A 12,679-nucleotide genomic window follows, 5' to 3' on the forward strand; every position below is an offset into this window, starting at 1 on the left:
TGATGGCGGAGCAATCCGGTAACGCTTCGCGGTACGGGCGCGTCATGGGTGGAGTCGATCGGGTCACTGTCAGGCAAGGAGCAGCGCGCCCATGACTCCAGTTCCCCGTAAAAGAGCGCGAGGTAAACCAATTGCGACGTGGGACGACTTCTTCACCGAATACGCCGAGTCGTTGTACCGGTATGCAGGCTATCTGTCGTACGGCAGCGATGGATTCGAGGGCGAGGGGCAGATGAACGTGATTCTCGCCAGGATAAAGAACGACTGGGACAGCATCGACCCGGTGACGGCGAGCGGTTATGCCCGGCGGGCGCTGCTCAATGCCCTGATCTCGTACAAGCGTGTGAACCGCCCTCATATGGTTCCGCTCCAGCAGACGTCGCGGAGCGGCCAGGTGTACTCCGTTGACCTTCCTGATCCGGCCCCCACGCCGGAGGATTTGACGGCCAGCAACGACCTGCTCGCTCGCGCCCTGGAGGTCATTCACGGACTGACCCCCGAGCACAAAGAGGTGCTGATCATGATCTACGCGGGACATACCTCGAAGCAGATCGCCGAGTTGCTCGAACAGAAGCCGGGCACCATTCGCCAGCGGCTGCGCCGGGCCCGTCAGGAGTTCGACCAGGCCTGCGACAGCGAGCTGCTGCGGACCCTGACGCAGAAGGTCACGAAGGGGGTCCGATGATGGCGCCCCGGAACACGGCACGGCCGTCCGCCGATCTCGGCTCCGCCAAGCGATGGGGATGGCGGTTCTCCCGGCTGGAGAGGGCGGTGCGGGCAGCCGAGAAGAGGTACGCGGTCGACCGGGCGGAGTCCCGGCGCAGGCGGGATCAGCTGCTCTCGGAGGCGCTCGGGTCCGGGGTCAGGACATGGGGGGCGGCGGAGTTGGAGCGCAAGCGCGCCGAAGTGAACCTCATGGCCGACCTGATGGCGACGGTGAAGGATCCTGCGACGGCAACTCAGGAAGAGCCGGTCACCCAGGCGTTGCCCTCCCGGCGGAGTTCGGCGGCCGACCGGCAGAAGGTGTCGGCGGGGTCGCCTCCCGCCACTGGGGCCCGGTCGAATGTGGGTGTAATCGACCAGGACTCCCCCGACCGGGCCGAGGAGATGACGAGTGCGCCTGCGGAGAAGTCGTACAAGCCGCGCCGGCATCTGATTTCCGTGATGGCCATCGCAGCCAGTCTCCTCAGTATTCTCTGGGTGACTCACCAGGGAAAGACCGCACGCCACGAGGGTTCGACGCCGAGCGACTCGCCGGGTTTCGCGGTCCGCCCCTACGAGCGCATTCCGATCTCGAACCATGTCCTGGAATTCTCGGCGACCCAACGCCCAGGTCCGGCAGGTGCCTACGCGGCGGCCCTGCAGATCCAGAACGCCGAATACCAGGGCGCGAGCCGAGTGTGGTGCGTGCTCGCTGACCCGAGGTCGAGGGACTGCGCGCGGACCATGAGTCAGAGTTTCCGAACTCACGAGGACTCCCGCCGTACGGTCTTCCTCGTCACCACGTCGGTCGGAAAAATGAACCCCGACCGCACTTCCGCCGAAATAATGCTCCGGCTGGGAGAAGCGGAGCGCCAGGTTTTCCCGTTGGAATGGATCGATGGGCGCTGGCAGGCCGATCCGGTGATCATTCCAGCCGCCAAGGAGAATGGCGGAATTTACACCACGGTCGTGGCGCACGCGAGGTTCAGCCTTTGCGTAGCAGCGGATTGCTAGGCGGTTTCTTCGAACGATCGTGATCGGTGGATCACGGGCTGGGGATCTGTTGCCCTGTCCCGGAGTCGGTCCCTGGCATCGGCTGTCCTGGTGGGGTCCACGCATGGCGCCTCCACCCGTGTCCGCAGCTCCTCGGCAGTGGTCGGCGGGGGCGGGGGTACCCCTGTCCCCGTCTCACCCCGCCGCCGCACCCCCCTGCCGAGCCAACTCCGCGTCATACTCCAACCCCAGCAGAATCGCCAGATTCGTGATCCACAGCCACACCAGGAAGATGATCACGCCCGCGAAAGCCCCGTAAGTCCGGTTGTACGAGGCGAAGTTCGCGAGGTACACCGCGAAGCCCGCCGATGCTGTCAGCCAGATCAGGAGGGCCAGGAAGCTGCCCGGGGTGATCCAACGGAAGCCTCTGCCCTTTGCGTTGGGTGCTGCCCAGTACAGGATCGCGATCATCACCGTCACCACCACCGCCAGCACCGGCCACTTCGCGAACGACCAGACCGCCAGCGTCCGTTCGGAGACGCCCAGGGCCGTGCCGAGCTGTCTGGCCAGGCCGCCCGTGAAGACGACGATCACCGCGCTGACCACCGCCAGCACCATCATGACGGCCGTCACGCCCACCTGGACGGGCAGTGCCTTCCAGGCCGGGCGGCTCTTCGGGACGGCGTAGACCACGTTGGCGCTTCTGAGGAACGCGGCGACGTAGCCCGACGCCGACCACACCGCCAGCAGCAGGCCCACCGCCGCCATCACCGAGCCGATCCCGGAGGCGCCCCGCATCTGGGAGACCGCGTCCCGCAGGATGTCCCGTACCGAACCCGGGGCCAGGTTCTGGATGTTGTTCAGCACCCGTTGCGACGCCGACGGGCCGATGAGGCCCAGCATGGAGGTCAGCAGCAGCAACGCCGGGAACAGCGCCAGGATGCCGTAGTAAGTCAGCGCTGCTGCTCGGTCGGTCAGCTCGTCGTTCCTGAACGCCCTTGCCGTGCCCTTCAGTACCGTCCACCAGGAGTGGCCGGGCGGCACGGCTGTGGTGCGAGGGGCAGGCGCCTGCTCTTCCGTCTCCTCGTGCGTTCGTCGCATCCCGTACAGGTATCCGGCCGGGCGCCGGACATACCCGTACGGCTCGAACTGGGCTCAGCCCACGCTGAGTTCGGTCAGGCCGCCCAACTCCCCCAGCGGCAGCGTGTGCTGGGTCTGCAGGACCTTCGCGCGGAGGTAGCGGACGTTCGCCGGAGTCGTGAACACGCCCGTCGGGACGCGGTCGTGGACGTCCATGCCCAGCGAGCGGAGCTGGTTCGCCTTGTCCGGGTTGTTGGAGAGGAGGTCCAGGGAGTCGATGCCCAGGGCCCGCAGCATCTGGGCCGCCGCCGTGTAGTCGCGGGCGTCCTCGGGCAGGCCCAGGGCGGCGTTCGCGGCGTAGGTGTCGAGGCCCTCGTCCTGGAGGGCGTACGCGTCGAGCTTGTTGTAGAGGCCGATGCCCCGGCCCTCCTGGCGGAGGTAGAGCAGCACGCCCCCGTGCTCGGCTATGCGTTCGACCGCCTCGCGCAGCTGCGGGCCGCAGTCGCAGCGGGCCGAGCCGAAGACGTCGCCCGTGAGGCACTCGGAGTGCAGCCGGACCAGCGGGGTGGTGCCGGGCGCGGGCTCGCCGAGGACCATCGCCACGTGCTCCAGGCCGTCGGTCAGGCCGTGGAAGGTGACCAACTCGGTGTCGACGCTGTAGCCGTCGTGGAAGCGAAGCGGCACCTTGACGCGGGAGCGTGTGGTGGCTGCGGGGAAGTCGGGCATGCGGGTCTCCCGGGGTGGTCCTTGGTCCTGGCCTCTGAAACCTCGGATCTGCTTCAGTTTTGAAGCAGATCCTCACTCGAACAGTGACCCTACCTCATGCTTCAAAGTTAAAGCAATCGATTTCCGGTGCGGCTCACGACCCGCACGACGACGACGGCGGCGATGACGACGATGGTGGCGATGGCGGCGACGATGACGACCGGCGCAGCCATGGCAGGCCCTCCGGCGCCGGTGCCGCCTCCGACCCGTCCCCCTGCAACGCCCGCTCGACCGCCGTGCAGATCTCCTCCAGCTGGCTCACCTGCTCCGGCGTCAGATGGTCGAAGAGCGTCGCCCGGACCGTGGCGACATGCCCAGGCGCGGTCCGCTCCAGCACCGCCATGCCCTCGTCGGTCAGCGCGGCGACGGTGCCCCGCTTGTCCCACTTGCAGGCCTCACGCCGTACGTGACCGTCCTTCTCCAGCCGTGCCACCGCATACGTCAGCCGACTGCGCGTGATCTTCAGCTTCTCGGCGAGATCGGTCATCCGCAGCCGTCGCTCGGGCGTCTCGGAGAGGTACGCCAGGATCGTGTAATAGAGGTGCGGCATCCCGGCGTCCTGCTGGAGCTGCCGGTCGAGCGTGTCCTCCAGCAGCAGGGAGGCCGCGACGTACGCGCGCCACGCGCGCTGCTCCTCGGGGGTGAGCCAGCGGGTCGTCATGCGACCAGTGTAGGTTGTTTAAAACTTGAACCAAAGGTGCCGGGAAAACCGGCACCGGAGGACCGGAAGAGCCGGAGGAAAGCGCGCCCATGCCCCTTCCCTACGTCCTGTTGTCCGCCGCGGTCTCCCTCGACGGCCACCTGGACGACACCGGCCCCGATCGGCTGCTGCTCTCCAGCCCCGCCGACTTCGACCGGGTCGACGAGGTACGGGCGGCCAGCGACGCGATCCTCATCGGCGCCGGCACCATCCGCGCCGACAACCCCCGCCTCCTGGTCAACTCGCCCGAGCGGCGGGCCGCGCGCGTGGCGGCCGGGAAGCCGGAGTACCCGCTCAAGGTGACCGTCAGCGGCTCGGGCGAACTCGACCCGGCCGCCAACTTCTGGCACACCGGCGGCGGGAAACTCGTATACACGACGGACCAGGGCGCCGAGCGGGCCCGGCGCACGGATCTCGGGCCCGACACGGATGTCGTCTCCCTGGGGCCGGGGGCCCTCGACTGGCGGGCGCTTCTCGAACATCTGCACGACATTCGTGGCGTACGGCACCTCATGGTCGAGGGCGGCGGCACCGTCCACACCCAGCTCCTCCAGCAGGGCCTCGCTGACGAACTCCAGCTCGTCCTCGCGCCCCTCCTCGTCGGCGACCCCGCCGCGCCCCGCCTCTTCGGCCCCGGCGCCTACCAGGGCGGACGCCTGCGGCTGACCGGCACCCGGCGGATCGAGGACGTCGTCCTCATGCGGTACGAGCCCACCGCACCCGGCACCGGCCCGCTCCCCGTCGCCGCCGACCGGCACTGGCTGGCGCTCGCCTGCGAACTGGCCGAGCTGTGTCCGCCCTCCCGCACGGCCTTCAGCGTCGGCGCGGTCGTCGTCGCGGCCGACGGTACGGAGCTGGCGCGCGGGCACTCCCGGGAGGGCGGCGACCCCGTCGTGCACGCCGAGGAGGCCGCCCTCGCCAAGCTCGACCCGGCCGACCCCAGGCTCCCCACGGCCACCGTCTACAGCAGCCTCGAACCCTGCGCCCGCCGAGCCTCCCGCCCCGCGCCCTGCGCCCGGCTGATCCTCGACGCGGGCGTCCGCCGGGTGGTGACCGCCTGGCGCGAGCCGGACACCTTCGTGGTCGCGGCCGACGGGAACGGCCTGCTCACGGACGCCGGCGTCGAGGTCGTCGTACTCCCCGAGTACGAGGAGCGGGCCAAGGCCCCCAACACCCACCTCCCCGGCTGATGCGCAACCAGCTGATCGACCGGGTGATCAATCGTGGTGATGGGGATCCCGCAGATGGCGTATAGTTGTGTTCAGCGGCGCGGGGTGGAGCAGCTCGGTAGCTCGCTGGGCTCATAACCCAGAGGTCGCAGGTTCAAATCCTGTCCCCGCTACTGAAGGCCCAGGGCCGGAAACCAAGAAATTGGTTTCCGGCCCTGAGTCATTTCCGGACCCGCCCCACTTTTCCCCCACTTTTCTCCTTAGCCCGGTCGGTCCACCCGGCTCGCCCGCCGTACCCGCGCCCGAAAGCCTGGACGGACGGTACGGAACGGGACGGGTGATCCGGCGGGAGACGAGACGAGTGGCGCGGTCGGGAGAACCGGAGGCGGAGGCCGAGACCGAGGCGGTCGCGGTGTCCCGGGTGCGGACCCTCGTCCGCGTCCTGCCCGCCTTCCTGATCGTCACCGGGGTCGTCTACGACGTCGCCACCCCGCGCGACTTCACCGCGGTCCCCTTCTTCACGGCCGCCCCGCTCATCGCCGCCCCCCTCTCCTCGCTGCGCACCACGGTCGTCACCGGCGTCGCCGCGCTCCTCGCCGAGTACGGCGTCCACACCCGCTTCGGTTTCTCCCTGGACGCCGACACGCTCACCGAGACGTTCACCGTGGCCACGGTCGTCGTCCTGGCCGTCGTCATCAACCGCGTCGTACGCCGCGGTGACCGCCGCCTCGCCACGGCCCGCGAGATCGCCGAGGCCGCGCAGCGCGCCGTACTGCCCGAACCGGCCGCGCGCATCGGCGGGTTCGAGATCGCCGCCCGGTACGAGGCCGCCCAGGAGGGTGCCTTCATCGGCGGCGATCTGTACGCCGTGCAGGACACCCCGTACGGCGTGCGGGTCGTCCTCGGTGACGTGCGGGGCAAGGGGATGGGGGCCGTGGCCGCCGTGGCCGTCGTCATCGGGGCGTTCCGGGAGGCCGCCGAGCAGGAGGTGAGCCTGGAGGGGGTCGCGCAGCGGCTGGAACGGGCGCTGGCCCGCGAGGCCGCCCGGCGCGGCGGGCTGGAGATCAGCGAGGGCTTCGCCACCGCCGTGCTCGTCGAACTCCCGCACGGCGACGGCACCGGGCGGACCGCCGGGATCGTACGCATCGTCAACCGAGGCCACCCGGCGCCCCTGCTCCTCGCCGCCGACGGCACCCTGCGCGTCCTCGCCCCGGCCGAACCCGCGCTGCCGCTCGGCATCGGCGACCTAGGGGATCCAGGGGATCCAGGGGATCCAGGGGATCCAGGGGATCCAAGGGGCCCAGAGTGCCTCGGAGGGGGCCTCGGGGGCCTTGGGGGCATCGGGGGCCTCGGCGGGTGGCCCGGCCGGGCCGAGGAGACCCCCTTTCCCGGAGGCGCGACCCTGCTCCTCTACACCGACGGGCTGTCCGAGGCCCGCGACGGGCGCGGTGTCTTCTTCGATCCGGCCGCCCGGCTCACCGGACGGGTCTTCCGTGACCCGGCGGCCCTTCTCGCCGCCCTCGCGGCCGAGGTGCGCCGGCACTCGGGTGGCGGCACCACGGACGACATGGCGCTGCTCGCCGTACACCGTCTCTCATCAATTGTCACCAAGGGTGAGTGAACGATCCCGCTCCGCATAACATCTGACACACAGTCAAAACTCAGTAGTCACTTAGGGCACGGCCAACTCGCCCGATTTTCACCGGTGGTGACCCGGAACGTCCTCGGGAAAAGCGTTAACGATCAACAGGAACAGCTTGGAATCCGGTGCTCAGGTCTATTAACGTTCGATAACGCAGCGCGGTTGTCCCAGCCGTCACAAGAGTCGGCTCCGTGCGCATGCGCCGAATCCCGCGAGGGAACCGGGGAACCACCAACTTGGGGTGAATCGCTCGTCCGCCCGCCGTGGCAGCACGGTGGGTATACGCGCGTAGGAGACCTTCCTGCTCCGAACCCGTCAGCTAACCCGGTAGGCGAGAAGGAAGGAAAGGAGCACGCCCACGTGGCGTCAAACCCGGCTGCCCCAGAAGCCCCCTTCGTGCCGAGTCAGCGCGGCAGCGACACCGAGGACGGGAAGATCCCGACCTTCGGCTTCGCGAGCCGCCGCACCGACGAGGGCCCCTGGGAGGAGTGGAATCCCAGCGCGGACACCACTCGTCCGGTTCGCGGCCGGCACCGCGTCGGCAAGCAGCGCGGCGGCGGACTCGCCCGCAGCTCCACCGTTCTGGGCGTCGGTGTCATAGCCGCCGTCGGCGGGGCCGGCATGGCCACCGCGCAGACCGGCAAGCCGCCCGTCTCCATCTCCATCCCCGACCTGCCGTCCGTCGGCTCGCCCTTCACGAGCGACGACTCGGACGACGAGCCCCAGGGCTCCCCGAACGCGCTCAGCAGCGTCGGGGTCACCCCCGAGGAGACCGAGCAGGGCACGAGCGACGCGGGTGAGGCCCTGCGCGCCCGGATCATCCTCCAGGCCGAGCAGCAGAAGGACCAGGCCGAGGCCAAGGTCCAGCAGGCCGCCCAGGACGCCGCCGCGAAGAAGGCCGCCGCCGAGGCCGCCAAGGTGAAGCGCGAGGCCGCCGAGAAGGCCGCCGCCGCGAAGAAGAAGGCGGCGGACGAGGCAGCGGCGAAGAAGGAGGCCGCGCGGCTCGCCGAGCTGTCCACCCAGTACACGCTCCCCACCTCCTCGTACACGATCACCTCGACCTTCGGCCAGGCCGGTTCGCTGTGGTCCTCCGGCTACCACACCGGCCTCGACTTCGCTGCTCCCACCGGTACCCCGCTGAAGGCGGTCCACACCGGCACGATCACCGAGGCGGGCTGGAGCGGCTCGTACGGCTACCGCACGATCCTCACCCTCGACGACGGCACCGAGATCTGGTACGCCCACCAGTCCTCGATCAACGTCAGCGTCGGCCAGAAGGTCGCCACGGGCGACGTCATCGGCCGCGTCGGCGCCACGGGCAACGTGACCGGGGCCCACCTCCACATGGAGGTCCACACCAGCAGCTCCGACACGGCGGGCATCGACCCGGCGGCGTGGCTGCGCAGCATGGGCCTCAACCCGTAACTGGTATCCGGGCATCCGGCAACCCGTAAGCGGTACCCGGGCATCCGGTAACCCGTAAGTCGTACGTTCTCTGATTCCGGCGTTCACACGATGTTCGTGAACCGCCGGAATCAGTGCGTCCGGGGTCGTTGTTGACGTTGAGCATGACTGCTACTGCTCTTCGCAAGCTCGGATCATCGGACCTCGAGGTCTTCCCGCTCGCCCTCGGCGGCAACGTCTTCGGCTGGACCGCCGACGAGAAGGCGTCCTTCGAGGTGCTCGACGCCTACGCGGCGGCCGGCGGCAACTTCCTCGACACCGCCGACTCCTACTCGGCCTGGATCGAGGGCAACTCGGGCGGCGAGTCCGAGACGATCATCGGCAAGTGGCTCAAGTCGCGCGGCAACCGCGAGGACGTCGTCGTCGCGACGAAGGTCAGCCAGCACCCCGACTTCCCCGGCCTGTCGGGCGCCAACATCAAGGCCGCCGCCGACGCCTCCCTCCGCCGCCTCGACACCGACCACATCGACCTCTACTTCACCCACTTCGACAAGACCGAGGTGCCCGTCGAGGAGATCATCGGCGCCCTCGACGAACTGGTGACCGCGGGCAAGGTCCGGTACATCGCCGCCTCGAACATCTCGCCCGAGCGGCTCCAGGCCTCGCTGGAGTTCTCCGACCGCGAGGGCCTGGCCAAGTACGTCGCCCTCCAGCCCCACTACAACCTGGTCTCGCGCGACACCTACGAGGGCCCGCTGCGCGACCTCGCGTCCCGTACGGGCCTGGCCACCGTCCCGTACTTCGCGCTGGCCTCCGGCTTCCTCACGGGCAAGTACCGGCCCGGCGCGACGGTCGAGGGCGCCCGGGCGGCGGCGGGCGCGGGCAAGCACGGGGAGACGGAGCGGGGCAGGAAGGTACTGGCGGCCCTGGACGAGATCGCCGAGGCGCGCGGGGTGGCGGTGGCCACGGTGGCCCTGGCCTGGCTGGCCGCCCAGCCGACGGTAGCGGCCCCGATCGCCTCGGCCCGCACGGCGGAGCAGCTCCCGCCCCTGCTCGCGGTCGCGGAACTGGAACTGACGGAGGGCGAGGTGGCCGGCCTTACGGCGGCTTCGGCGTGAGGCGCGTGTGACGCCCTGCCGGCGGCTTGGGTTGGCGTGGGCTTGGGCTTGGCGGGCGGGTGACGTCTGGCGGCTGGGGGCGCCGTGCGGGTTGCGGCGGCTTGGGGCGGCTTGGCGTTGCGGGGTGCTTGCCTGCCGGTGGGGGCGTGGTGCGGCTGCGTGACGGGGGTGGGCTGCGGGCCGCGCCCCTGGCTCAGGCGGGATCCGGACGGCGGGGGCGAAGGGTTGCTTGGCGGATGAGGTCGCGGGGACTCATGGGCGCCGTATCCGTGCTGGTGAGCGGGGTGTGGTGCGTGCGGGCGGCTGTGGCGGGGCGGGGGCGTGAGTCGGGCGGCAGGGGTGAAGGGTGTCCGGCGGATGGGGTCGTGGGGACTCATGATCGCCGTAACCGTGCCGGTGAGCGGGGCGTGGTGCGTGCCGGTGGCTGTGGGGCGTGGGCGCATCGCCCGCCCGCCACGCCCTGTGGTCTAGGCGCGATCCGAACGACAGGGACGAAGGGTTGTCCGGCGGACCAGGTCGCGGGGGAATCACCGGCGCCCCATCAGCTCAGGTGAGCGGAGTGTGGCGCGTGCAGGCGCCTACGAGGCAGGGGCGGGACGCGCAGCAGCAGCGGACCTGAGCGAGGCGTGGTGCGTGCACCCCGCGACGCGGCGGCTGGCGTCGACGCGTAGGCGAGTCGGCGACCACGCCACCGCCATCGCCCCGAGGCCCCCTCCGGCGGCGGGCAGACGAGCTGCCGGACCGGCGTGTGGTCCTACGACCGGTACGGGTTGTAGGTCGCCGGGTACGGCGTCGTCGGGCCATAACCCTGGTGGCCGTACGGCTGCTGTACGTAGGGCTGCGGAGCGTACGGCTGTGCCGCGTAGGTCTGCTGTCCGTACGTCGGCCAGGTGGCCGGCGGCAGTGGCAGCGGAAGCGGAGCCGGAATCGGAACCGGGGCCGTCGCGCGGGCCGCGTGGTCCAGGGCCGGGCGGGCCACCGCCCGGCGCTCCCACAGGGCGCCCAGCAGCTCCCGCTCCCGGACCACGAAGTCGGCGCGCGCCCGGCCCAGCCGCCCCCGGTGACGGAGGAACGCCAGCGAGGTGGCGTACGCCTCGTACTGCGCCACCGCCCGCGCCGCCTGCCTGCCCAGATGGCGGCGGGCGTACTCGCGGGCGAGGCGGCGGGCGCGCATCGAGCCGAGGGCGTAGGGCTCGCCGGGGGCCAGCCAGCCGGCCAGCGCGTACGCCGGCAGCTCGGCGCGCACGGTACGCAGCTCGCGCTGGCGGGTCCAGATGACCAGCCAGGTCAGCAGCCCGAACGCGGGCACCATGAAGGCGGCGTACACCGCGAAGAACCCGTACTCCCCGAAGGACGACGAGCCGTTCCAGAAGGCGTGCATGCTCATCGCGAGCAGCAGTCCCGACAGCGGCAGCAGCACCCGGCGGACGTGCTGGCGCTCGCCCGACAGCGCGGAGATGCCGAAGCCGATGCCGGTGAGGACGGTGAACAGGGGGTGCGCGAACGGCGACATGACGATGCGTACGAAGAAGGTCGCGGCGGTGACGGACGCGATACCGCTGTCGCCGGTCAACTGGTCGGTGCCGAAGGCGGTGCCGAGGTAGAGGATGTTCTCGGTGAAGGCGAAGCCGGTCGCGGTCACCCCGGCGATGACGACCCCGTCGACGATCCCGGTGAAGTCGCGCCGCCGGAAGAGGTAGATGAGCAGTACGGCGGCTGCCTTCGCCGACTCCTCGACGATGGGCGCTATGACCGTGGCCCCCAGGGTGTCCGCGCTGGACGGGTCGGCGGTGGCCGTCGCTATCCATCTCGTCGCGAAGCTGTTGGCGACGATCGCTATCAGCGCCGCCGCACAGGCGCCCCAGGCGAAGGCGAAGAGCAGGTTCCGCCAGGGCCCCGGCTCGACCCGGTCCAGCCAACGGAACGCGGCCACGAGCAACGGCACGGGGAACACGGCGAGCCCGAGCCCGACCAGGAACCCCTCGGTGCCGGTCTGTTCACGGACGAGGGCGAGGATGACGAGCCCGGAGAGCGAGAGCAGGCTGATGAGCGCGCCGTAACGCACCCACGACCGCTGCCACCAGTGAGCGTGCCGCAGCGCCCCGCCGGCGGGTCCCTCGGTGGGACCGCTGGGGTGCGTCGGGTACGGGGGAAAGGTGGCCACGGCATCGACCTTAGCGGCGGGTGCTCCACAAATGTTCTACGAGTGCTGTACGCGACGGAACAGCAGGTCGTTCACGACATGTCCCTTCTCCAGTCCCTGGCCCTCGAAACGGGTCAGGGGCCGGAACTCCGGACGCGGCGCGTATCCGCCCCCGGGCAGGGTGTTCTCGAACTCCGGGTGCGCGTCGAGCACTTCGAGCATCTGTTCGGCGTACGGCTCCCAGTCCGTGGCGCAGTGCACCAGCGCGCCGGGCCGCAGCCGGGCGGCGGCAAGATCGAGGAACTCGGCCTGGATCAGCCGCCGCTTGTGGTGCCGCTTCTTCGGCCAGGGGTCGGGGAAGTAGACGCGGAGGCCGTCGAGGGAGTCGGCGCCGAGCATCTCGCGGAGCAGGATGATGGCGTCCCCGTTGGCGACGCGGATGTTGGTCAGACCCTGCTGGTCGGCGAGGTTGAGCAGGTTGCCCTGGCCGGGGGTGTGGACGTCGACGGCGAGAATGTTGACGCCGGGATCGTCGGCGGCCATCCGCGCGGTGGCCTCGCCCATCCCGAACCCGATTTCGAGTACGACGGGCAGGTCGTCCCCGAACAGCTCGCCGAGCCGGAGTTCGTGCCCGTCGATGTCGAGCCCCCACTTGGGCCACAGCCGCCGCAGCGCGTCACCCTGCCCGGCGGTGACCCGGCTCCGCCGCGGCTGAAAGCTCCTGATCCGCCGCTCGAAATGCGACCCGGCGGGATCGGCCTGCGGCCCACCGGGAAACCTGGGGGTGCCCTTGGGGCGAGAAGAGTCAGACACAGTGCCCTTAATTTACCGCCCCGGTTTCCTCGCCCCCGCCGCCCCTACCCGTTCCCATCCCTGGGGGGTGCCGGCCGGCGCTTGGTTTTTCAGCCCGTCCGGCGTTTGAGGACGAAGGGGGGTCTGGGGGCGCAGCCCCCAGGGATGGGA

The 12,679-nt window shown here is 70.2% G+C and carries 11 protein-coding genes, 1 tRNA gene and 1 riboswitch; of the genes, 7 read left to right on the forward strand and 5 right to left on the reverse strand.

The genetic code is table 11. The annotated features are described in order from the left end of the window. The first annotated feature begins 91 nt into the window (after nucleotides 1–91). Together CW359_RS40460 and CW359_RS40465 are read left to right on the forward strand one after the other, a co-directional pair. Entirely contained in the window at nucleotides 92–685 is a 594-nt protein-coding gene (locus tag CW359_RS40460; RefSeq protein WP_105975240.1) for an RNA polymerase sigma factor, read from the forward strand. Between the two features lie 200 nt (nucleotides 686–885). Next, nucleotides 886–1,716 (forward strand): hypothetical protein, encoded by an 831-nt coding sequence (locus CW359_RS40465; protein ID WP_157968735.1) that lies wholly within the window; start codon nucleotides 886–888, stop codon nucleotides 1,714–1,716. Between the two features lie 174 nt (nucleotides 1,717–1,890). Here CW359_RS40465 and CW359_RS40470 read toward each other — a convergent pair whose 3' ends face one another. From CW359_RS40470 to CW359_RS40480, 3 genes are all read right to left on the reverse strand, one after another. After that, nucleotides 1,891–2,796, reverse strand: coding sequence for a YihY/virulence factor BrkB family protein (locus CW359_RS40470; RefSeq protein WP_105975242.1), 906 nt, complete (start codon nucleotides 2,794–2,796; stop codon nucleotides 1,891–1,893). Between the two features lie 54 nt (nucleotides 2,797–2,850). Further along, the gene (locus CW359_RS40475) at nucleotides 2,851–3,501 is read right to left on the reverse strand and encodes a GTP cyclohydrolase II (protein ID WP_105975243.1); all 651 of its coding nucleotides are present in this window, start codon (nucleotides 3,499–3,501) and stop codon (nucleotides 2,851–2,853) included. Between the two features lie 133 nt (nucleotides 3,502–3,634). Further along, nucleotides 3,635–4,201 (reverse strand): MarR family winged helix-turn-helix transcriptional regulator, encoded by a 567-nt coding sequence (locus tag CW359_RS40480; protein WP_105975244.1) that lies wholly within the window; start codon nucleotides 4,199–4,201, stop codon nucleotides 3,635–3,637. Between the two features lie 89 nt (nucleotides 4,202–4,290). Between CW359_RS40480 and CW359_RS40485 the strand changes: the two genes are divergently transcribed. From CW359_RS40485 to CW359_RS40505, 5 genes are all read left to right on the forward strand, one after another. After that, the gene (locus CW359_RS40485; protein WP_105975245.1) at nucleotides 4,291–5,430 is read left to right on the forward strand and encodes a dihydrofolate reductase family protein; all 1,140 of its coding nucleotides are present in this window, start codon (nucleotides 4,291–4,293) and stop codon (nucleotides 5,428–5,430) included. Nucleotides 5,431–5,508: 78 nt separating this feature from the next. Further along, nucleotides 5,509–5,582: transfer RNA gene (locus tag CW359_RS40490), tRNA-Met, on the forward strand. A gap of 188 nt (nucleotides 5,583–5,770) precedes the next feature. Beyond that, nucleotides 5,771–7,030, forward strand: a complete 1,260-nt coding sequence (locus CW359_RS40495) for a PP2C family protein-serine/threonine phosphatase (RefSeq protein ID WP_105975246.1) — start codon at nucleotides 5,771–5,773, stop codon at nucleotides 7,028–7,030. A 211-nt stretch (nucleotides 7,031–7,241) separates the two neighbouring features. Beyond that, nucleotides 7,242–7,400, forward strand: a riboswitch (cyclic di-AMP (ydaO/yuaA leader). Between the two features lie 11 nt (nucleotides 7,401–7,411). Continuing rightward, nucleotides 7,412–8,476 (forward strand): M23 family metallopeptidase, encoded by a 1,065-nt coding sequence (locus CW359_RS40500; protein WP_105975247.1) that lies wholly within the window; start codon nucleotides 7,412–7,414, stop codon nucleotides 8,474–8,476. Between the two features lie 143 nt (nucleotides 8,477–8,619). Then, complete coding sequence (locus CW359_RS40505; RefSeq protein WP_105975248.1) at nucleotides 8,620–9,573, forward strand: aldo/keto reductase; 954 nt, start codon at nucleotides 8,620–8,622, stop codon at nucleotides 9,571–9,573. A 754-nt stretch (nucleotides 9,574–10,327) separates the two neighbouring features. Here CW359_RS40505 and CW359_RS40510 read toward each other — a convergent pair. Then, the gene (locus CW359_RS40510) at nucleotides 10,328–11,737 is read right to left on the reverse strand and encodes a PrsW family intramembrane metalloprotease (protein WP_105975249.1); all 1,410 of its coding nucleotides are present in this window, start codon (nucleotides 11,735–11,737) and stop codon (nucleotides 10,328–10,330) included. A gap of 36 nt (nucleotides 11,738–11,773) precedes the next feature. After that, the gene (gene trmB / locus CW359_RS40515; RefSeq protein WP_232838816.1) at nucleotides 11,774–12,529 is read right to left on the reverse strand and encodes a tRNA (guanosine(46)-N7)-methyltransferase TrmB; all 756 of its coding nucleotides are present in this window, start codon (nucleotides 12,527–12,529) and stop codon (nucleotides 11,774–11,776) included. Between the last annotated feature and the right edge of the window lie 150 nt (nucleotides 12,530–12,679).

Origin of the sequence: Streptomyces geranii (assembly GCF_002954775.1) — a bacterium.
GTDB classification, from domain to species: Bacteria; Actinomycetota; Actinomycetes; order Streptomycetales; family Streptomycetaceae; genus Streptomyces; species Streptomyces geranii.

Bases quoted from the DNA above. Each gene is read 5' to 3' on its own strand.
- CW359_RS40460 (WP_105975240.1), top strand. From the start codon at position 92: ATGACTCCAGTTCCCCGTAAAAGAGCGCGAGGTAAACCAATTGCGACG.
- CW359_RS40470 (WP_105975242.1), bottom strand. From the start codon at position 2,796: ATGCGACGAACGCACGAGGAGACGGAAGAGCAGGCGCCTGCCCCTCGC.
- CW359_RS40475 (WP_105975243.1), bottom strand. From the start codon at position 3,501: ATGCCCGACTTCCCCGCAGCCACCACACGCTCCCGCGTCAAGGTGCCG.
- CW359_RS40480 (WP_105975244.1), bottom strand. From the start codon at position 4,201: ATGACGACCCGCTGGCTCACCCCCGAGGAGCAGCGCGCGTGGCGCGCG.
- CW359_RS40485 (WP_105975245.1), top strand. From the start codon at position 4,291: ATGCCCCTTCCCTACGTCCTGTTGTCCGCCGCGGTCTCCCTCGACGGC.
- CW359_RS40505 (WP_105975248.1), top strand. From the start codon at position 8,620: ATGACTGCTACTGCTCTTCGCAAGCTCGGATCATCGGACCTCGAGGTC.